This is a genomic window from Amycolatopsis nalaikhensis (assembly GCF_030264295.1).
Taxonomy (GTDB): domain Bacteria; phylum Actinomycetota; class Actinomycetes; order Mycobacteriales; family Pseudonocardiaceae; genus Amycolatopsis; species Amycolatopsis nalaikhensis.
Genome location: NZ_CP127173.1, coordinates 2790154 through 2810310, shown reverse-complemented (window position 1 = coordinate 2810310; position 20157 = coordinate 2790154). Strand labels below are relative to the sequence as shown.

Annotated in this window: 20 protein-coding genes; 11 read left to right on the top strand and 9 right to left on the bottom strand. The window is 70.2% G+C overall.

The features are described 5' to 3' along the window. Positions 1 to 134: 134 nt before the first annotated feature. The 5 genes from QP939_RS13885 to QP939_RS13865 form a co-directional block, all read right to left on the bottom strand. The gene (locus QP939_RS13885) at positions 135 to 1004 is read right to left on the bottom strand and encodes a ribokinase (RefSeq protein WP_285457168.1); all 870 of its coding nucleotides are present in this window, start codon (positions 1002 to 1004) and stop codon (positions 135 to 137) included. Positions 1005 to 1263: 259 nt separating this feature from the next. Beyond that, positions 1264 to 2376 carry a hypothetical protein gene (locus QP939_RS13880; RefSeq protein WP_285457167.1) on the bottom strand — a complete coding sequence of 371 codons (1113 nt, stop codon included), beginning with the start codon at positions 2374 to 2376 and terminating at the stop codon, positions 1264 to 1266. After that, positions 2373 to 3530 carry a WXG100 family type VII secretion target gene (locus QP939_RS13875; protein ID WP_285457166.1) on the bottom strand — a complete coding sequence of 386 codons (1158 nt, stop codon included), beginning with the start codon at positions 3528 to 3530 and terminating at the stop codon, positions 2373 to 2375. The genes QP939_RS13880 and QP939_RS13875 overlap by 4 nt, the downstream gene beginning before the upstream one ends. A gap of 3 nt (positions 3531 to 3533) precedes the next feature. Next, positions 3534 to 3848, bottom strand: a complete 315-nt coding sequence (locus QP939_RS13870) for a hypothetical protein (protein WP_285457165.1) — start codon at positions 3846 to 3848, stop codon at positions 3534 to 3536. Positions 3849 to 3870: 22 nt separating this feature from the next. Further along, positions 3871 to 4392 carry a YbaB/EbfC family nucleoid-associated protein gene (locus QP939_RS13865; RefSeq protein WP_285457164.1) on the bottom strand — a complete coding sequence of 174 codons (522 nt, stop codon included), beginning with the start codon at positions 4390 to 4392 and terminating at the stop codon, positions 3871 to 3873. 148 nt (positions 4393 to 4540) lie between these two features. Between QP939_RS13865 and QP939_RS13860 the strand changes: the two genes are divergently transcribed. The 6 genes from QP939_RS13860 to QP939_RS13835 all read left to right on the top strand — a co-directional run bounded on the left by QP939_RS13860 (position 4541) and on the right by QP939_RS13835 (position 8930). Next, complete coding sequence (locus tag QP939_RS13860; protein ID WP_285457163.1) at positions 4541 to 4921, top strand: hypothetical protein; 381 nt, start codon at positions 4541 to 4543, stop codon at positions 4919 to 4921. Positions 4922 to 4982: 61 nt separating this feature from the next. Next, complete coding sequence (locus tag QP939_RS13855) at positions 4983 to 6365, top strand: hypothetical protein (protein ID WP_285457162.1); 1383 nt, start codon at positions 4983 to 4985, stop codon at positions 6363 to 6365. After that, the gene (locus QP939_RS13850) at positions 6362 to 7105 is read left to right on the top strand and encodes an ESX secretion-associated protein EspG (RefSeq protein WP_285457161.1); all 744 of its coding nucleotides are present in this window, start codon (positions 6362 to 6364) and stop codon (positions 7103 to 7105) included. Before QP939_RS13855 ends, QP939_RS13850 begins: the two co-directional genes overlap by 4 nt. Next, a complete protein-coding gene (locus tag QP939_RS13845; protein ID WP_285457160.1) occupies positions 7102 to 7512 on the top strand; it encodes a hypothetical protein in 411 nt (136 codons plus the stop codon). The genes QP939_RS13850 and QP939_RS13845 overlap by 4 nt, the downstream gene beginning before the upstream one ends. Continuing rightward, complete coding sequence (locus tag QP939_RS13840) at positions 7509 to 8120, top strand: DUF3558 domain-containing protein (RefSeq protein ID WP_285457159.1); 612 nt, start codon at positions 7509 to 7511, stop codon at positions 8118 to 8120. The genes QP939_RS13845 and QP939_RS13840 overlap by 4 nt, the downstream gene beginning before the upstream one ends. Positions 8121 to 8192: 72 nt before the next feature. Further along, positions 8193 to 8930 carry a TetR/AcrR family transcriptional regulator gene (locus QP939_RS13835; RefSeq protein WP_285457158.1) on the top strand — a complete coding sequence of 246 codons (738 nt, stop codon included), beginning with the start codon at positions 8193 to 8195 and terminating at the stop codon, positions 8928 to 8930. Here the strand turns inward: QP939_RS13835 and QP939_RS13830 are convergent. From QP939_RS13830 to QP939_RS13820, 3 genes are all read right to left on the bottom strand, one after another. Next, on the bottom strand, positions 8927 to 9664 hold the full coding sequence (locus QP939_RS13830; RefSeq protein WP_285457157.1) for a 3-oxoacyl-ACP reductase family protein: 738 nt from the start codon (positions 9662 to 9664) through the stop codon (positions 8927 to 8929). The genes QP939_RS13835 and QP939_RS13830 overlap by 4 nt on opposite strands. Positions 9665 to 9754: 90 nt before the next feature. Next, positions 9755 to 12595 carry a leucine--tRNA ligase gene (gene leuS / locus QP939_RS13825; RefSeq protein WP_285457156.1) on the bottom strand — a complete coding sequence of 947 codons (2841 nt, stop codon included), beginning with the start codon at positions 12593 to 12595 and terminating at the stop codon, positions 9755 to 9757. 153 nt (positions 12596 to 12748) lie between these two features. Beyond that, positions 12749 to 13912, bottom strand: a complete 1164-nt coding sequence (locus QP939_RS13820) for an esterase-like activity of phytase family protein (protein WP_285457155.1) — start codon at positions 13910 to 13912, stop codon at positions 12749 to 12751. A gap of 66 nt (positions 13913 to 13978) precedes the next feature. Between QP939_RS13820 and QP939_RS13815 the strand changes: the two genes are divergently transcribed. Continuing rightward, entirely contained in the window at positions 13979 to 14398 is a 420-nt protein-coding gene (locus tag QP939_RS13815; RefSeq protein WP_285457154.1) for an SdpI family protein, read from the top strand. Here QP939_RS13815 and QP939_RS13810 read toward each other — a convergent pair. Next, positions 14395 to 14976, bottom strand: a complete 582-nt coding sequence (locus QP939_RS13810; protein ID WP_285457152.1) for a YqgE/AlgH family protein — start codon at positions 14974 to 14976, stop codon at positions 14395 to 14397. The genes QP939_RS13815 and QP939_RS13810 overlap by 4 nt on opposite strands. A 202-nt stretch (positions 14977 to 15178) precedes the next feature. Here QP939_RS13810 and QP939_RS13805 point away from each other — a divergent pair, with 202 nt between their 5' ends. The 4 genes from QP939_RS13805 to QP939_RS13790 all read left to right on the top strand — a co-directional run bounded on the left by QP939_RS13805 (position 15179) and on the right by QP939_RS13790 (position 18688). Further along, entirely contained in the window at positions 15179 to 16471 is a 1293-nt protein-coding gene (locus QP939_RS13805; RefSeq protein WP_285457151.1) for an MFS transporter, read from the top strand. Positions 16472 to 16613: 142 nt separating this feature from the next. Then, the gene (locus QP939_RS13800; RefSeq protein ID WP_285457150.1) at positions 16614 to 17153 is read left to right on the top strand and encodes a YbaB/EbfC family nucleoid-associated protein; all 540 of its coding nucleotides are present in this window, start codon (positions 16614 to 16616) and stop codon (positions 17151 to 17153) included. Further along, positions 17153 to 17476: a WXG100 family type VII secretion target gene (locus QP939_RS13795; RefSeq protein WP_285457149.1), complete on the top strand. Its 324-nt coding sequence runs from the start codon at positions 17153 to 17155 to the stop codon at positions 17474 to 17476. Before QP939_RS13800 ends, QP939_RS13795 begins: the two co-directional genes overlap by 1 nt. A gap of 9 nt (positions 17477 to 17485) precedes the next feature. Beyond that, complete coding sequence (locus QP939_RS13790) at positions 17486 to 18688, top strand: WXG100 family type VII secretion target (RefSeq protein WP_285457148.1); 1203 nt, start codon at positions 17486 to 17488, stop codon at positions 18686 to 18688. Positions 18689 to 20157: the final 1469 nt, after the last annotated feature.

Genomic DNA, 20157 nt, shown 5'->3' with positions numbered 1-20157 from the left:
CATAGCTCAAGTGGGCCGGGATATCTCGTGGTGGCGGGCACAACCCGCGTCGCGTGACCTGTTCGAGCACGGGCCGGACCTCCTCACGCCACCAGGCTGCCAGCATACGGCCGAATCGCCGGGTCAGAGACTGATCATTCTCCCAGCTCAGCCGCGGTCGGGTAGGACGGCTGCGCACCGTGCCGCGTCACGCTGAAAGCCGCGACGCGCACCGCGCGCTTGGCGGCGGTCACGAGGTCGGCGCCCTCGGCGAGCGACGCGGCGAGGGCGCCCGCGAAGCCGTCCCCGGCTCCCGTCGTGTCCACGGCCTCGACCTTCGGCGACGCCACCTCGGTGACACCTTCGGCCTCGACGACGACGGCGCCATCGGCACCGAGGGTCACGACGGCGGCCCGCGGCCCGAGGGCCAGGAGCTGCCGGAAGTCGGCACCCGGCCCGGTCAGCCAGGCGGCCTCGTGTTCGTTGACCAGCAGGACGTCGAGCTTGGCGAGCGTCTCGGCGGAGAGCTTCGCGGCGGGCGACAGGTTCAGCAGCACCTTGACGCCCTCCTCGGCGGCGCGCGCGACGGCGTGTTCGACGGTCGGCAGCGGCACCTCGAGCGAGACGACCATGACCTGCACCCCGTCGAAGACGGCGTCGACGTCGCCGGGCGTCAGGCTCGAGTTGGCGCCGGGCGAGACGAGGATGGCGTTTTCGCCGTCCGGGGTGACGGTGATGTAGGCGATGCCGGTGGGCCGTTCGCTGGTCCGCACCAGCCCGGTGTCGACACCGGCGGCGCGCAGGGAGTCGAGCAGCAGGCGGCCATAAGGATCGTCGCCGACGGCCCCGAGCAGTGCGACATCGGCCCCGAGCCGCCCGGCCGCGACGGCCGTGTTGGCCCCCTTGCCGCCCGGCGAGAGCACGGTGTCGCCGCCGAGCACGGTCTCACCGCCACCGGGCCGCCGATCCACCGCGACGACGAGGTCGGCATTGGCGGATCCCACAACGAGGACGTCGGAGTTCATCCCCGCACTGTGCCACGAAAGCGGTCCGGGCCAGGTCATCACGGGCGCGGAAGGGGAAAGTGAAGGTTTTTGTAACTTATCCGGGGCTGAGTGCGACAATCATGCGAGCAGCGGATACCCGTCACTCGATCGGGGGATGCAAGTCCCTCAGCCGTCACTTCGCGGACCGGTCCCGCTCTCCAGGTGCGTCACCACGGCAACGTGATGACGTTGCCCCAACCGGCGCGAGCCGGGCAGGGCATCGGGTCGCCGGCGCCGATCACGTAGCCCCCCGAGTGATCGGCGTCGGCGGCGCCCAGGCCACACCGCCGGGAAGCACCTCGCGGATGTGCTCGTCGAACTCCCGCGCGGCCGTCGCGCTCAACGCGCGGGGAAACCGGTACCAGCCGTCGGCTTGCCGCAGCGGGTGCAGGTCCGGACGGTCGAGCGGGAAACCGTCGCTCGCCGGGCGGAACTCGACGAGCCGCGCCGGTGTCCTCAGCTCGGCGATCTCCGGCCAGGCGACCTCGATCCGCCGGTAACGCGACACCCAGCGGATGCCGGCGGCCGACAGCTCCAGGGTGACGCGGAACTTCCGGGAACGGCTCTGCCGCTCGGCGATCTCCAACCAGGTCGCGCCGGCGAAAACAACGGCGAACACGACCAGGCACGCGGTCCGGATCCCGTTGCGCGGCCCGAATTCGATCGCCGCGCCCAGGCCCAGCTCGACCATGAGGGCGCACAGCCGGCCCCACCGGAGCAGCGCCCGGTTCCACGCGTTGACGTGGATCGTGACGGATCCGGTCGCTTCGAGGGGTGGCGGCATCCACGAGGGCACCGCATCCCTGACCGGCGATGGCGGCCGCATGAGAACCGGCGCCTCGACGACGCGATCGACCGTCGCGCCGATGTGCCGCGCCAGCACTTCGCGCACTCGGGGTGCCTCCCGGTCGTACAGCCCGATCCCCGCCACCAGGAAGTCACCGCCGCCGATGCGGACCAGGCTCCGGTGGCGGCTTTCGAACCCGTCCCGAGCCGGGCTGAGCACGACCTGGTGGCCTTCGCTCTTCCGCGGGCTCTCGACGACCGACGCGGCGCGGAGCTCGTCCCACCGCACGGTCCAGACGACGCGGCCGATCACCCGGGAGATCCCCGCCGGGTCGAGGACCAGCTCGTCGCGGACCGGCCTGCGCACCGACCGCCGGACGAGGTTCAGCCCGAGCAGGCCGAACCCCCCGCCGAAGACCCAGCCCGCGACTCGCGGGCTCTCCTGGGTCGCGGCCAGGGCCATCCACAGGAACCCGGACGCCACGACGAGCAGCACCACGGCGAGGATCCAGGGCCGCCCCGCGGTCCGCGAAACCACGATCCGGCCGCCCGCCGGCTCGGTCATTCGATCGAACCCGAGATCCGCCGCGCTCCTGGGCTGTCGAACACCGGCGGCTGGACGGTCGTCTCCTTGTCCGACGACTCGTCTTCGTCTTCGCCCGCCCACTCGTCCAGCCCTTCGGCCTTCTTCTTCCGGGACTCCTTGCGCCACTCCTTCTTGGCGTCCTCCTTGAGGTCCTTGCCGAAGTCCTCCCCGAACTTCTCGCCGAACTCCTCGCGGACGTCGTTCCGGAACTCCTCGCCGATGTCCTTGAGGTTCTCGCCGATCGACTTGTCCGACGAGACGATGTCCTTCCACTGCTTCCGATCAGGGCGTTCGTCGCGGACCTTCTCGAGGAACGTGCGCGTGTCGCGAGGTTCGTCCTTGATCAGCCCGCCGACCTTCTTCAGCGGTCCGGGCAGGCTCTCCGCTCCGCGCTTCAAGGCGCCCTTGACACGCCGGAAAATGTCACTGATGCGGTGGAACAGCTCCTGCGCCTTCTTGAAGGCCGTCAGCAGCTTCTTGATCCACTCCATGCACTTGCTGCCGGTCTTGACGGCTTCCGCGGTGCCCTCGGTGGCCATGCCCGCCGGCAGGGCGGGGCCCGGGTACCGGCAGGCGATGCTGATGAGCTTGCCGACGCACTCCGAAATCAGGTCACGCACGATCGAGCGCACGACACTCAAGATCGTCTTGCAGATGTCGACCAGCTTCGCGATCGCGTTGGCTCCGGTCGCCACGCCCGCGTACGTCGCCGCGCGATCTTCGGCGAAGGCGCGGTAGGCGTCCGCCGAGGCGCCTTCCCAGGCCGCGCTGTCCCGCTTCACGGTGTCCTGGAGGTCGGTGCTGATCTTCTCCAGTTCTTTGCCGACGTTCTCCCAGGTGCCGACCATGTTCTCCAGCGCCGTCTGGTCACCCGTGAGCCAATCGAGCGGCTCGCGCAGCCAGGGGAAGAACTCCATCGCCCAGCCGACGGCCGCGGAGGCGAGGGTGCCGATCGGGTCGGCGACGAGCTCCGCGAGGCCACCCGCGCCGAACGCGGCGTTCAGCAGGCCTTCGGTCCAGTTGCCGTCGGCGACGGCGGTGCCGGCGTCCCAGAAGTCCTGGAAGAGCCCGGCGCCTTCGAGGGCACTGCGGTCGTCCGCCGCGTCCGTTTTGATCAACGGGTTTTCGGCCACGGCTCAGTCCTCCACCTTGAAGAGGTCCTTGAACTCCGCCTCGTCGGCTTCCTTCATCTGCTGCCAGAGCTGGATCCGGGCCGAGTGGTCGAACGACGACGTCGACGCCGATTCGATCGCGATCTCCGCCACCTGCTGGGCGATCGCGCAGATCGCCGCGAGCGGGATGCCCAGCAAGCCGAACGCCTCGGGGTGCTCGGTCGCGCGAGCGGCTTCCTTGCACCGGTCGATCCGGTCGGTGATCGCCTCGATGTTCTCGCGGTGTTTCCGCAGCTCCTGCGGATCGACCGCGAAGCCGGGGCCGCCTGGTCCGGCCATGGTCGCCTCCCTCGTCCGCGCTTCAGCGCAGGTAATCGCCGTCGCTGAAGTAGTCGTCGTCGTGTCCGGTGTCGGACGACGGGCGCGGCGCGCGCGGTGGTTCCGGCGGCTTCGGCGCCGGAGGCCGCTGCCGCTCCTCCTCGGGTACGAACCGATCGTCGTCGCCCGGTGGCACGGGCGGTGCGGCGAACCCTTCCGGCTTCGGTGCGGGGAACGCCTGCTCGAGACGGCTGACCAGCTGGTTCATCACTTCGGGCCCGACCGGGTCGGTGACCTCGGCCCGCATCGCCGCGGCCAGCTTGCTCTGAGCGGCCTTGACCGTGCGCAGGATTTCCTCGGCGAGGTCGGGCTTGTCCCGCACGCCCATGCCGATCTCCAGGCCGACGAGGTTGCCCGCGTGATCGACCTTGACGCCGATCTGGCCGTCCTTGCTGCGCTCGGAGACCGAGACCGCCTCGATCTCGCTGACCATCAGCTCGGCTTTGCGCCGGGACTCCGCCATCCGGTCTTCGAAGTCGGCGATCAGCTGCTCCGGGTTCGACACGCGAACCTCCCCTGTTCACGTCAGTAGCCGTACGGCGACCGAGTGTGGCACACCGGTCCGACAGTTTCGGCGCGTTCCGGTTTTCCCCACCCGTCCGGGCGGCCAACCTGGTGTTCGCGCTGGTCAGTGGCTCGTAGCGTCACTTTCCATGAACATCTCCGACTGGAAGCGGACGATCCACGCCGCGCTCGCACTGCCCGCGTACTTGGCCGGTCCGAAGGCGCGGACCCGGCTGGCGCGGCGGTGGCTGGGCGCCGAAGCGAAACCGGGCGGCTTCCCGGCCGCGGTCGCGGCTTTCCCGGTCGCCTTGCTGGTCTGGTACCTCGTGGCGCGGATCGCGACGTTCGGGTTCTTCTGGACCGAAGCCGGTGCCGCCGGTTCATGGGGCGGGCCTTCGCTGCTCGGCGCGTGGGTCGTGCACTTCTTCGTGGCCCTCGGCATGGCCGTGATGGCCATGTGGGTGCTGCGGCCGCTGACCCGGTGGCAGGTGCGAACGTCTGACCTGGTCAATTCTTCGCACGGGCGGTAACCGGTGGGGTATTGTCCGTGACGCACGAGGGGAGATCGAACGCGAGGGGAGCGCGGGTTCGGTGGGGTTGTTCGGCGACATGCTCGACGCGGCCAAGCACGTCGGGTCGGAGATCGCGCACGCGGTCCAGTCGGGTGGTGAGGGGCTCGGCAAGGTCCTGAGCGGCGCGGGTATCGGCCTGCTCGCGGGCGGGCTGCCCGGTGCGGTCGCGGGGGCCTACGTCGGCTCGCAGACCGGCAGCGGTGCGGCGAACCCGCAGACCGCCGGGTTGTCACCCGGCCAGCTGGTCCAGGCGGTGATGAGCGGACCCGGCACGGGGTCGCTGCAGAAGGTGCACCAGGCGGGTGTCGATCAGTCGGCTTACCAGCGCCAGCTCGAGCAGGGCACGCGTGAGCTGACGGCCGGGCTCGAATCCGCGTGGACCGGCGGCGCGTCGGACGCGGCCCGCGAGCGGCTCCAGCCGTTGACGGCGTCGGCGGCCTCGGCGTCCACGACGCTGGACCGCAACTCGACGCTGGCCCAGACGCAGATCGACCAGTTCCACCAGATGAAGAACTCGCTGCACCCGGACGTCACCGACCAGCCGCCGACGCGCAGCGCCTGGGACGTCGCGACGCCGTGGGACACCGACACCGAAGACCAGATCAACCAGTACAACCAGAAGGCCCAGGAGAACGTCGAGCGGTACAACGCGTATTCGCAGCAGTCGACTTCGAACACCGCGGCCCGCACCATCGACTACGGCCAGCTTCGCGAGTACACCGGCGGCGACTTCACGGTGCAGGACCCGAAGAAGCCCGTCGACCCACCGTCGCCCAGGAGGAGGACGACCGGAGGAGACGACGACCGGGCGATCGGCGGGCAGGTCCAGCCGCCGCCGTCGGTCCACCCGCCGGGCGGGCAGCAGCCGCCGCCTCCCGGCCAGGTCGTTCCGCCGGGCTCGACCACGTACCCGCCGGGATCGGACGACAGCGTCCGCGCGCAGGGCTACGTGCCGCCGTCGACGCAGTTCCCGCCGGGTTACCAGCCGCCAGGGACGGGACCGGGCACCGGGTTCGGTCCCGGCTCGGGTCCCGGAGGTGGGTTCGGCCCCGGCTTCGGACCGGGGTTCGGCCCCGGTGGCGGCGGCTTCGGACCCGGTTCGTCGTCGGGTGCGGGCACCGGCGCGGGCGGCGGCTCGGGCGCGGGCGCCCGCGGCCCGGGCGCGGCCACCGGAGCCGGGGTTCCGGGCGAAGGACGTCCCGGCGTGGCCGGCGGTGCTCGCGGCGGCGCGGCGGGCAAGCCGGGGTCACCGGGGATGGGCGGCATGGGCCACGGCGCCAAGGGCGGCAAGGGCGAGGAGGACGCGGAGCACCAGCGCGCGTCGTACCTGATGGAAGCGGACCCGGAGAGCATCTTCGGCGGGACCGACGAGCGGACGGTGCCGCCGGTGATCGGGCTGTGATCTTCCTGCCCAAGGCCGCGTTGCTCACCGCGTGGGAGTGGGAACGGCACGGCCCGCCGCCGGCGGTCCTCGGCGCGGACAACCTCTGGCTCGGCGACGAGACCCGCAAGCGGCTCGAAGAGAAGGTCCTCGACGTCCTCACCTCGCTCCGGCTCGCGGCGGGCGGCACGTTGACGCGCGAGTTCCGCGACGTCCTGCGCGTCCTGGCGAAGGGCGCCCACCAGTTCACGGCGTGGCTGGGCGACATCGACGCGGACGAGTCGGGCACGGTGCTGATCTCCGCGACCGGCCCGGAGGCGTTTCGCCTGATCCGGAAGGACGACACGGTCCGGATCGACGTCGTGGAGCCGTCGCGGCTCGCGGAGTCCCTGGTGGACGTGCTGCCGCCGGTGCCGCCGGCCCGGATCGAGGCGGTGTCGATCCCGGAGGCGCGGTTCTCGGGCCGGGCGGTGGAGGATTCCTACGACCTCGACGACCCGACTGTCGACCGGGGACGTGACCCGCTGCCCTGGGCGCGACAGTTGATGGCGGCTCGGCGGACCGGGCTGCACCAGTGCTACGCCGTGAATCGCGGGGTGCGCAGCGCGCCGATCACCGCGGTGGACGTCGCCGGAACCGGGCGGGTGCTGACGTATGTGTTTCCGGGGCGGGAGCGGATGGTCAGCTTCCAACCGGGGACCCGGGGTGCGCTGACCGACGTGCTGTACGCGACCCTGAACGGGTTAGGGGGAGGGCGATGACGGATCCAGGAAGCGCGATCTTCAGCGGCGTCGGCTTCTGGGCGACCGATATGCCTAGTGGGGCGTCGCGGCCCGCCGGTGGGCAGGGATTCGCGATGAGCAGCTCGGAGATGCGGGCGATGCTCAAGAAGGCCGAGGACCAGCTCAACACCGTCAGCGAGCAGATTCGTGAAGCCGACATCCTCAGCCGGGCGAATCCGCCGGCGGAAGAGCCGGTCAGCCAAGCGGCGGTGAACGGTCCGAACGGCATCAACGAGACTGGTCGCTATTACCAAGGCCATCTGCAGTACCAACTCGATTACTACACGGAGCTGACTCGCCGGATGAGGCAAGCACTCGGCATCACGGAGGCGGCAGATCACCAGGCCGCGGATTCGACGAAGAAGATCAAGGGGTCGCTGGAATGATCCGACGGATTTTCGCCACGACGGCCGCCGCGATCACCGGGATGGCGGTGCTGGCTTCCTGCACAGGTGAACGCCAGACTCCCGGGACGGCCACCCCCGCTCCGTCGAGCAGTGCGGAACTGCCGAACAGTGGCGCGCCGAAGGTGGACAACCCTCTGCCGGCGAAGGTGCTGGAGGGGAGTCCGTGCGATTCGGCGCTGACCGAGGAGCAGCTGACGGACTACCTCGGACAACCCGGCGCCGCCAAACCCAAGGACTCTGAACTGGGTCCGATGTGCGACTGGGCCAGCACCTCGGGAAGCGGCGCCGGAATCCTGGTCGCTTACGAGACGAAGACCAGGCAAGGGCTCAGCCTCACCTACCGGGTCGAAAAGCCGAAGGCCAGCCGCTGGGTCGACGACCTGTCGCCGGTCCAGGGTTACCCGGCCGTCGGCTATGTCGACGTGGGTGCCAGTGGCCAACGCAGCTGCGTGATCGTCGTCGGCGTAGCGGACGACTTGGCCTATTCGATCTCTTTGGTCCTGGGCAGTGATTCGGGTAAGGACGCCTGCCAGCTCGGGCGGGGCGTGGCCGACACCGTGTTGACGAACCTCAAGGCGCGGGCCTGAGCTGCACCTTTTCGTTACGGCGGAGATCGCGTTAATGCAAGATTTGTCGTAGTAAGCACCTAGACTGTTCGGATGAGCCACCCCACGCGGAGGGGTCGCGCGCGTGCGGCTACCGAACAGGACATCCGGCGGACCGCCCGGAAGCTGCTCGTCGAGCAGGGGCCCGAGGCGGTCACCCTGCGTGCCATCGCTCGGGAGCTGGGGATCACCGCGCCCGCTCTCTACCGGTACTACGAGTCGCGGGACGATCTCGTCGAGAACCTGCGGCTGGATGTCTGTGCCGATCTGGCCGATGAGCTCGCCGAGGACATCGCCGATCTGCCTGATGACGGGATGCTGCAGCTCTTCGCCATCTGCAAGGGCTTCCGGCGGTGGGCGCTCACCCACACGAAGGAATTCACGCTCGTCTTCGCCTCCCCGACCGGGGGCGTGGGCTCGACGGCGGGGAGTGCGCTGAGCCGGGTTGATGAACCCTTCGGGCGGATCTTCCTGGCCGCCGCTGGGCGGGTGCTTGCCCGGACCGACATCGTCTTGCCCTCCGCCAGCCGTGTGCCCGATGAGCTGCGGGACGACTTGAAGACCTTCCAAGAGTCGCTGGTCACGGTGCTTGCTGAGTCGGAGCAAGACGTTCCCGTCGAGAAGATCGACCTCGGCGTGACGTACCTGATGATCCAGTTCTGGGCCCGGCTCTACGGGCACGTCACGCTCGAGGTCTTCGGCAACTACCCCATCCCGATGTCCAAGCCCGACGTCCTCTTCGAGGCCATGCTCATCGACCTGGCTCGGGAAATCGGGCTCGACCGCAGCTAGGCCGCGTGCCCGCCGTCCACCGACAGCACCGCCGCCGTCACGTACTCGGCGCCCGGTGATGCCAGGTACGACACCGCCGACGCCACCTCGGACGGCCTCCCGTAGCGGTCGAACGCTGTCAGCGCCGCCTGGTCCGCCGCGTACGGGCCGTCCGCCGGGTTCATGTCCGTGTCCGTCGGGCCCGGGTGGACCAGGTTGACCGTGATGCCGCGCGGTCCCAGCTCGCGCGCCAGCGCCTTCGTCAGGCCGACCATCGCCCCCTTGCTCGTCGCGTACAGCGCCATGCCCGGGCCCGGGACTCGGTCCGTCACGCAGCTGCCGATCGTGATCACTCGGCCGCCGTCGGCCAACACCCCCGCCGCGGCTTGCGTTGTCGCGAACACGCCTCGGACGTTCACCGCCAGCACTCGGTCGACGTCTTCCAACGAAGTTTCGTCGAACGCGCCCACGAAGCCGACGCCCGCGTTGTTCACCAGCACGTCGAGCCGGCCGAACTCCGCCACCGCTGCCGAAACGGCGGCCGAGACCGCGGCTGCGTCCGCCGAATCCGCCTGGATCGCCAGCGCGCGGCGGCCGAGGCCCTTGATCTTGTCGACCACCTCGGCCGCCCGCGCGGCGTTGTTCACGTACGTCAGCGCGACGTCCGCGCCGTCCTCGGCGAGCCGCAGTGCCGTGGCCGCGCCGATTCCGCGGCTGCCGCCCGTCACCAGTGCCACCTTGCCGTCGAGGGTCATCCCCGGTTCTCCTTCGATCGAGCGGTTTTCGTTGACCGCTCAATCAAATCGGGAGAACCGGGGAATCACCGGCGGCTTTCCGACAGCGCGCTACAGGACGATGTTGACCAGCCGGCCCGGGACCACGATCACCTTGCGCGGTGCGCCGCCGCCGACCATCGCCGCGACCTTCTCGTCCGCCAGCGCCGCCGCCTGGACCTCGTCCGACGACGCCGACGCCGCGACCGTCACCCGGGAGCGGACCTTGCCGTTGACCTGGATCGGGTACTCGACCGAGTCCTCCACCAGGTACTTCTCGTCCACCACCGGGAACGGGCCCTGCACCAGCGAGTCCGCGTGGCCCATCCGGTGCCACAGCTCCTCGGCCATGTGCGGGGCCAGCGGCGCCAGCATCAGCACCAGCGGCTCGGCCAGCTCACGCGGCGTCGACGCGGCCGCGCCGTACACCTTCGTGAGGTGGTTGTTCAGCTCGATCAGCTTCGCGCCCGCCGTGTTGAACCGCATCTCCGCGTAGTCCTCGCGGACGCCCGCGATGGTCTTGTGCAGCACCTTGCGGTCCGCCTCGGAAGCGTCCTCAGTGGACACTCGCAGCTCGCCGGTGTTCTCGTCGACGACCAGGCGCCACAGCCGCTGCAGGAACCGGTGCGCGCCCACGACGTCCTTGGTCGCCCACGGGCGCGACATGGCCAGCGGGCCCATCGCCATCTCGTAGAACCGGAACGTGTCGGCGCCGTAGTTCTCGGCCATCTCGTCCGGCGTCACGACGTTCTTCAGGCTCTTGCCCATCTTGCCGTACTCCTGGGTGACTTCCTCACCGTTGTAGAAGTACTTGCCGTCGCGCTCCTCGACCTGCTCGGCCGGGACGTAGACGCCGCGCGAGTCCGTGTACGCGTACGCCTCGATGTAGCCCTGGTTGAACAGCTTCCGGTACGGCTCCTTGGACGTCACGTGCCCCAGGTCGAACAGCACCTTGTGCCAGAACCGCGAGTACAGCAGGTGCAGCACCGCGTGCTCGACGCCGCCGACGTACAGGTCGACGCCGCCGGTGTCGTCCACGCCGTGCTCGGCGTGCCGCGGGCCCATCCAGTACTGCTCGTTCTCCGGCGCGCAGAACGTCTCCGAGTTGGTCGGGTCCAGGTAGCGCAGCTGGTACCAGCAGGAACCCGCCCAGTTCGGCATCGTGTTGATGTCGCGGCGGTACTTCTTCGGGCCGTCACCCAGGTCCAGCTCGACCTCGACCCAGTCCGTCGCACGCGCCAGCGGCGACGACGGCGTCGAGTCGCGGTCCTCCGGGTCGAACGTCACCGGCGAGTAGTCGGCGACCTCGGGCAGCTCGATCGGCAGCATCGACTCGGGGACGGCATGCACTTCACCGTTCTCGTCGTAGACCACCGGGAACGGCTCGCCCCAGTAACGCTGGCGCGAGAACAGCCAGTCGCGCAGCTTGTACTGGACGGTCCCGGTCCCGGCGCCCTTCTCGGCCAGCCAGTCGATGATCGTCTTCTTGGCCTCGGCCACGTCCATGCCGTCCAGGAAGCCCGAGTTGATCGCCGGGCCGTCACCCGTGTACGCCTTGCCGTCGAAGCCTTCGGACGGCTGCACGGTCCGGATGATCTCCAGCCCGAACTTCTCGGCGAACTCCCAGTCGCGGACGTCCTGACCGGGGACGGCCATGATCGCGCCGGTGCCGTAGCCCATCAGCACGTAGTCGGCGACGAAGATCGGGATCTGCTTGTCGTTGACCGGGTTCGTCGCGTACGCACCGGTGAAGACGCCGGTCTTCTCCTTGTTCTCCTGCCGGTCCAGCTCGGACTTCCGCGACGCCGCGACGCGGTACTCCTTGATGGCCTCGGCGGGCGTCGCCGCGCCACCGGTCCAGCGGGAATCGACGTCCTCAGGCCAGGCCGAAGTGACCAGCTTGTCGACCAGCGGGTGCTCCGGCGCCAGCACCATGTAGGTGGCGCCGAACAGGGTGTCCGGCCGGGTCGTGAAGACCTCGATGCCGTCGTCGCCGGACTTGAAGGTGACGCGGGCGCCGTGCGAGCGGCCGATCCAGTTCCGCTGCATGGACTTGACCTTCTCCGGCCAGTCCAGCAGGTCCAGGTCGTCGACCAGCCGGTCGGCGTACGCGGTGATCCGCATCATCCACTGCCGCAGGTTGCGGCGGAAGACGGGGAAGTTGCCGCGTTCGCTGCGGCCGTCGGCGGTGACCTCTTCGTTCGACAGCACCGTGCCCAGACCCGGGCACCAGTTGACCGGCGCTTCGGAGATGTACACCAGCCGGTGGTCGTCGATCACCTTCTTCCGCTCGGCCGCGCTCAGGGCCGCCCAGTCCTTGTTGCCGGGCACCTCGCGCGAGCCGTCGGCGAAGGCGGCTTCCAGCTCGGCGATCGGGCGCGCCTTGCCCGCCTCGGTGTCGTACCAGCTGTTGAAGATCTGCAGGAAGATCCACTGCGTCCAGCGGTAGTACTCGGGGTCGATCGTGGAGATGCGACGGCGTTCGTCGTGGCCCAGGCCCAGGCGCCGGATCTGGCGCAGGTAGGTCCGGATGTTCTCCTCGGTCGTCTTCCGCGGGTGCTGCCCGGTCTGGACGGCGTACTGCTCGGCCGGCAGGCCGAACGCGTCGAAGCCCATCGTGTGCAGCACGTTGCGCCCGATCATCCGGTGGTACCGGGCGAAGACGTCGGTGCTGATGAAGCCCAGCGGATGCCCGACGTGCAGGCCGGAGCCCGACGGGTACGGGAACATGTCCTGGACGAACAGCTTGTCGCTGGGCACCGGCTGCCCCTCGACGGCGAGCGGCCCGACGGGGTTGGGCGCGTGGAAGGTGCCCTGGTCGGCCCAGTGGTCCTGCCAGCGCTGCTCGATCTGACCCGCCAGCGCCGCCGTGTAGCGGTGCGCGGGGACGTCGGTCCCGGTCGCCTCAGTCATGCCGTCTTCCTTCGTGTCGAGCCGCTCCAGAAACAACTCGACCCCTCAGCCACCAGGGCATGAGGGGTCGCCGCGCCGGCCGGGCGGGCCCGGTCAGCGCGGCAGGCTAAGGAGCAGCCGAGCCGTGTTCACACCTTCATCGTAACTTGCTGGTCAAAGCCGTTCGGAGGGGACCGCCAGTGCGACGAACTGGGTGACCTGGGTCGCGGAGAAGTTGTTGTCGCTGACGATGATCAAGCTGCGCTCCCCGTTCGGCAGCTTCGGACCCCACGTCATGCCCTCGATGTTGTCCACAGTGGACAGGCCGAGGTCGGCGGCGTCGAACAGCAGGCGCTTTTTCACCGGCTTCACGTGCTTCGCGTCACCCAGCGACTTCACGTTCAGGACGTTCGTCGCACCCTTCGTGTCGATCTCGTAGACGCGCACCTTGTTGCCGACGCCGGTGCTGAACGACCGCTCCATCATCAGGAACTTCGTCGGATCGGCCTGGTCGACGGCCAGCATCGAGGAGACGCCGGTGGTGGCGAACGCCGTCGGCGGCACGGGCGCGGCGAAGAGCGGCTCCTGCGGGTAGGCGTACTGCGCCAGGACCGGGCCGGACCGCGCCTGAAGGGTGATCCGCGACAGCGCGCCGGACGTCGTCGTCGGCTCGGGGCCGTCCTGCAGGAGCGGGCCCTCGACCTCGCTGGCCAGCAGCGAGCCGAACCCGGCGAACGTGATGCCCTCGAGCACCAGGTTCTGGCGCGGACCCGCCGTCGGCGTCATCTTCTCGTTCGCGGGGATCGGCAGGTCACGGACGTATTCGCCGTCGCGGCGCGCCTCCCGGATCGACGGGTCGATGAGCGTCGTCGCCGTCCGCTCGCCCTCCTGCGACCAGTAGTAGTCGCCGGTCCACGGGTCGACGCGCAGCTCTTCGGGGTCGATCGTCTGCTCGTTCTGCGGCTTGCTCGGGTCGTTCTGCGCCAGCGGCGGGTACGGCGTGCCGTCCGGGCGCAGGAGCGGCTTCGTGCCGGTGAAGGTGACGTCGCCGACGCCGTCGGCCGTGACCGGGAAGGTCGCCGTGTAGAACCGGGCCGGGTTGATCGCCGACCGGTCGTCGCAGATCAGGGCGTACCCGCCGGTCCGCGGGTCGTAGTCGATGCTGGACAGGCCGCCGACCGTCGTGCCCTGGAACGGCAGGGCGTTCGGGACGATCTTCTCGCCGAGCAGCCGGATCGGCCGCTGGTGACTCACGGCGGCTTCCGCCGGGGCCGCCGCGGCGAGAATTCCCCCGATCAGGGCAGCGGTCAGGACGGTGGGCAGTACACGCGGTGACATGGCCTGTAGCACAGTCGATCAGGGTATCCGGCAGGTTGCCGGGACGTCACGCTTATCCTTGACCCCGTGTTCGCTATCGCGCTGGTTCCGATCGTGCTGGGTCTGTTCGTCGGCTTTGGTGGGTTCCTCGGTTTCCGCGAGCGCTTGACGCGCGAAGGCGGGACCGGCGTGCGCACCCAAGCGGCGTTGCGCAGCGAAGAAGCTTTCAAGCTCGCCAACCGCGTCGCGGGGCTGCCGACCATGGCCGGGGGTGCGATCTCCGTGCTCGCCGGGCTGGCCGGGCTCGCGATGCCGACGACCGGCGGGCTGGTCTCCGCCGCGCTCGCGGGCGTGCTCGCCATGCTGCTGCTGGTCATGGGCGGCGGCGTGCTCGGCAACCGCGCCGCGCTGACCGTTCCGGCCCCGGCTCCGGCGGCGCCCGCCGGGTGCAGCGGCTGCGCGTGCGGCGCCGGCGGCTGCGGCGTCTTCAAGAAGGAAGACGCCTAGTTCCTTTGCAGGTCGCCCGGGTGGGTGGCCAGCAGCGCCAGCGGGACGCCCTGGCGGCGCAGCACCTGGCTCCACAGGTCTCCGTTCGGCGACGCCAGGATGTCGCTCGGCAGCGCGGGCACGATGACCCAGTCCTCACGCTCGATCTCGCCCGCGAGCTGCCCCGAGTCCCAGCCCGCGTACCCGGCGAACACGCGCACACCGCGGACCTTCGGCACCAGCACCTCGGGATCGGTGTCCAGGTCGACCAGCGCGACCGGCCCGCGGACGGCGATCACGCCCGGCACACTCGCCGCCGTCTCGCCGGTGCGCAGCGCGGCCAGGCACAGCGCCGTCTTCTTCTCGACGGGCCCGCCGACGAACACGGCCTGCGGCTCGGCGACGTGCCCACCCCAGTTCGGCAGCACGTCGTGCACGGCGACGTCGCTCGGCCGGTTCAGGACCACGCCGAGCGTGCCCTCCTCGCGGTGGTCGATGACGAACACCACGGTCCGGCGGAAGTTGGGGTCGACCATCGTGGGGGCGGCGACCAGGAGGGTTCCCGGTTCAACCTCGGCGTCCGCAGGCACGCGACCCATGATCCCACCCCCGGCCCGGCGAATTACTTCGGCTCGGGAACAATCGCCCCAAGAGCCTCGTTTGAAACAGTGGTCGGCGCACTCCGTGTCCCCCGGGCTCACTGAAGAACCGCCTTTGTGGAATACCGTCCGGCTGGAGCCACACTGCGCATAGCCGCCGAGAGGCGACCTTAGTGCGTCGGCCACCTATTACCCTGGCCCTGTGACGATCAGCGCCCGCGTGGCGACACCGCGGAAGGGTCCACGGGAGCTGCTCAAGGACCCCGACTTCCGGCGTCTGCTCTTCACGCGCTTCGCGGCCAGCTGGGGCGACGGCGTCTTCCGCGCCGGGCTCGCCGGTGCGGTGCTGTTCAACCCCGAGCGCGCCGCCGATCCACTCGCCATCGCGGGTGGGTTCGCCGCGCTGCTGCTGCCGTACTCGGTGGTCGGGCCGTTCGCCGGGGCGCTGCTGGACCGCTGGGACCGCCGTCGCGTGCTCATCTTCGCGAACCTCCTGCGCGGGCTGGCCATCGTCGCCGCGTCCGCCGCCGTCGGCTTCGGGTTCGGCGGGCTCGGCCTGTTCTCGCTGGCACTGGCCGCGGAAGGCATCTCACGCTTCATCGGCTCGGGCCTCTCGGCGTCGCTGCCGCACGTCGTCCCCGAAGAGAGCGTCGTGACGGCGAACGCCTTCTCCACGACGCTCGGCTCAGTGGTCGCGGTCATCGGCGGCGGCTGCGCGATCGGCCTGCGGGCGCTCTTCGGCGGCAACGACGTCGGATCGGCTGAGACCACGGCGTTCGCCGTCCTCGGCACGCTGGTCTCGGCGCTGATCGCGCGCGGCTTCGCCCGTGGCGTGCTCGGGCCGTCGGTGGTCGACGAGCCGACGAACCCCGTGCTGGCCGTCGCCCGCGGACTGGCCGACGGCGCGCGCCACGCGTGGCGCGCCCCCAGCGTCACGGCCGGGTTCATCGCGCTGTTCGCGCACCGGGCGTCGTTCGGGGTGTCGCTGCTGGTCACCGTGCTGATGATGCGGAACTACTTCACCGACCACGGCCTCTTCCGCGCCGGACTGCCCGGGCTCGGGCAGATGGCCGCGCTCGCCGGCACGGGCCTGTTGCTGGCCGGACTGCTGACGGCGCGGCTGGTCCGCGTCTTCGGCAGGCTGCGCGCGGTGCTCGGCGCGCTGCTGCTCGCCGCGGTCGCGCAGGCCGCGCTGGGGCTGCCCATGGTGCTGCCGCTGGCGCTGCTCGCGTCGTTCCTGATCACCGGGGCCGGGCAGGTGCTCAAGCTCTGCGTCGACTCGTCGATCCAGCTCGACGTCGCCGACGAAGCCCGCGGCCGGGTATTCGCGTTGTACGACACACTGTTCAACATCACGCAGGTCGCGGCGGTTTCGCTGGCCGCGCTGGTCGTCCCGGACGACGGCCGCGCGCCGGGCCTGCTCATCGCCGCGACCGTCTGCTACCTCGTCGGCGGAGCCGGGTACGTGCTCGCCCGCCGCCGCGCGATTCGCTGAGGCAAACACCCGAACCGGTCACCGGGATTGCTCCATTGGCATTAGGGTGACGGCAAGTCATTAGTAGGTTCGAGGGACACCGGGGGCACCTGTGACCACCGCGGGCGACGACCGTGCACGGCTCGAAGCACGCAATGCCGCGATGAAGGACCAGATGGACACCCTCCTGGAGAACTTCGAGCGGCAGACGGCGCAGCTGCGTGACGCCCAGGCCGCGGCGGCGGAGACGTCGGCTCAGGTGAGCTCGCCCGACGGACTGGTCCGCGCCACCATCGACGCCGGCGGCAGCCTCGCGAAGCTCGAGTTCGCGCCGAACACGTTCGAGCGCACGACGCCCGCGCAGCTCGCGACCACCGTCCAGACGCTGGTGCGTCAAGGATCGTTGCAGGTCAAGCAGAAGATCGCGGACCTGATGGCGCCGATCACCGAAGGCCTGCCGGACCTCGCCGACCTGGTCGAGGGCGCGCCGTCGCTGGCCGGGCTGGTGCCGAAGATCCCCGAGTTCGTCGAAGAAGAAGCCCCGGCACCCCGTCCCGAATCGTTCGAGGACGGCGGATCGATCCTGCGCAACGAGCAGGCGCCCCCGATGCCCGCGCCGAAGCCGGCCCCCAAGCGCGTCCGCCCGCCGCGGTCCGACGAGGACGAGGAGCCGCCGTCGTCCTGGATGACGAGGGGCGACTGATGCCGGAGGGGGGTTCCGGCTTCACCGCGGAGCCGGACGCGGTGCTGCGCGCGTCGAACGGCCTGATCACGGCCGCGGACGGCCTCGACAGCGCGCTGAAGACGTTGCAGGGTGCGCTCGACGCGCAGGGCGAGTGCTGGGGCGACGACGACTCCGGCAAGGAGTTCGCGAAGGACTACGTGCCCGGCTCGCAGGGCGCCGTCGAAGGGTTCACCAACCTCGTGCAGGGGCTGCGCGGCCTGCAGCAGAACGTCGCCAAGTCGATGAAGGCACTGTCCGGCGCCGACGAAGACGTGACGTCCCAGCTCAGCAAGGGGCAATGACGCGTGGGTATGGAGATGCCCGACGCGGTCAAGTGGCTGCTGCCGATCGTCGTCGGGGAGAGCTGGCCCGAGGGCGACGAGACCAAGCTGAGGGCCCTCCGGGACGCGTGGCATCAGGCGGCATCGGCGATCGCACCAGCCACGGAAGCGGGCAACCAGGCGGCATCGGGCATCCGCGACAACTGGACGGGCGACGGCGCGGACGCGTTCGTCGAGCAGTGGAAGAAGTTCGTCGACGGCGACGAGGCGTACTTCAAACAGCTGGCCGACGCGACTAAGGCGTTGGGTGATTCGTGCGACCAGACGGCTTTGGACGTCGAGTACACGAAGTACATGATCATCATCTCGCTGATCGTGCTGGCGGCCCAGATAGCGGCGATGATCGCGGCGGCGGCGGTGACGTTCGGCGGCTCGACGGCGGGGATCGCGCCCGCTCAGATGGCCACGCGGATGACCGTGCAGATGCTGTTCCGGCAGCTGCTCGAGAAGCTCGCGCAGCAGGGGTTCAAGCAGGTCGCGAAGGAGCTGCTGGAGAAGCTGCTCAAGCAGGGGCTCAAGAAGATCGGCATGGAGGTCCTCAAGAACGAGGCCATCAACCTGGGGATGGACGCCGGGATCCAGGGCCTGCAGATGGCCAAGGGGGACCGGCAGAGCTGGGACTGGTCGAAGACCTCCGATGCGGCTGTTTCCGGTGCGGTTGGTGGGGTCGTTGGGGCGGCTTCGGGGTCTATTGGGCGGGGGGCTACGGAGGGGCTTTCGCATTCTGCCGGTGGGCAGGTTGCCGATGCTGCTCTTCGGGCTGGGACTCGGGGGGCTGTTGAGGGGGTTGCTCAGACCGTTGGGCAGGCTGCTGTTACCGGGGATCTTGGGTCTTTGACTCCGGAGCAGCTGCTCATGGGGGCTTCCAGCGGGGCTGTTGGTGGGGCCGTTGGGGGTGCTAAGGAGCAGCTGCACTCTGTTCATGAGGCGAACATTCCTGGGGGTTCTGGCTCTGACTCGGGTGGCTCTGGGGAGTCGCGGAGTTCTCGGGATTCTGACGCTGGGGATTCCGGCCGGTCGGGGCGGCGGGAGGAGTCGAGTTCGGGTTCGGAACCGGAGTCGCGGTCTAGCTCGGAACCCGAGTCGCGGAGCGAAGAAACCCGGTCGAAGCTCGGAAGCCGAGTCACGACGCGAGCCCGAGTCGCGGGGCGAAGAGCCGCGGTCGACTTCTGAACCGGAGTCTCGGGGCGAGGAGCCCCGGTCCACCTCCGAACCGGAGTCACGGGGCGAGGAACCCCGGTCCACTTCGGAACCCGAATCGCGGGGCGAAGAACCCCGGTCCACCTCCGAACCGGAGTCACGGGGCGAGGAACCCCGGTCCACTTCGGAACCCGAATCGCGGGGCGAAGAACCCCGGTCCACCTCCGAACCGGAGTCACGGGGCGAGGAACCCCGGTCCACTTCGGAACCCGAATCGCGGGGCGAAGAACCCCGGTCCACCTCCGAACCGGAGTCACGGGGCGAGGAACCCCGGTCCACTTCGGAACCCGAGTCACGGGGCGAAGAACAACGGTCCACCTCCGAACCGGAGTCGCGAGGCGAGGAACCGCGGCACGAGCCCGAGTCGCGAGGCGATGAGCCGGAGTCGCCGCGGGCGGCCTCCGAGCCGGAAGTTCGGCGGGAGGCGGACAGCACCCCAGCCCCCGAGCGGCAGTCGGTGGAGGCGCGTGCGGATGAGCCGTCGGCGCGGCAGTCCGCCGAGCCGTCGAGGGGTGCGGATCAGCCGCAGGCCACGGGTGAGGCGCCGCGGCCGGGCCCGCAGGCAGAGCGTCCGGAGGCTGTCGCGCAGCAGGCTCCGCAGAGCCAGCCGACGGGTGGGTCGCCGCAGGGCGGCTACGGCATGGCCCCGCCGCCGGGTTTCGGTGCGGAGCCGGGGAGGCCTGGCGTTGGACGTTCGCAAGACAGCGTCGGGGCGGCTGGGTTCACCGGTGGGTCGAGCCAGCCGTTCGCTGCGGATGCTGCGTTCCAGAATGGTCCGTCGCCGCAGACGGCGCCTCCGCCCGGGGGATTCGCGCCACCTCCGGTGGGTGGGATGGCGAACGGTGGTGGCCCGGGGCCGCGGCCTGGCGGGGGACAGCCGTCGCATGAGCAGCCGCGACAGGATCCGCGGCGGATGTTGCAGCAGCCGCCCGTGGGTGGGCAGCCGCCGGTTCGACCGGGCGGTCAGCGTCCGTCGCCGCAGGGTGGGCAGCCGCCGGTTCGGCCTGGTGGACCGGGGCAGCCGCCGATGCCGCCGGGTGGGGTGCCGCACGGGCAATCTGGTGGGCCTTCGCCTGCGACGCATGGTGGGCAGCAAGGTTGGCAAGCTGGTGCGCCGCACCCGGGTGGGCAACCGCGCTTGCCGCACGGTGGGCAGGCGCCCGGGTGGGCGGGGGATCCGCGGGCTGGTGGGCAGCCGCCTGTCTCGCAGGGTGGGCAGGCTCCCGTTCGGCCGGGTGAGCAACGGCCCGGCGGGCCGCCGCAAGGTGGGCAACCTCCACAGGGCGCGCCGCACCCGCAAGGCGGACAGCTCCCGCAAGGCGGGCAGCCGCCGCAGGGCGGGCAGCACCCACAGGGTGGACTGCCTCCGCAAGGCGCGTCGCATCCGCAGGGCGGGCGGCCTCCGCTAGGCGGTCAGCTGCCGCAGGGAGCGCCGCATCCGC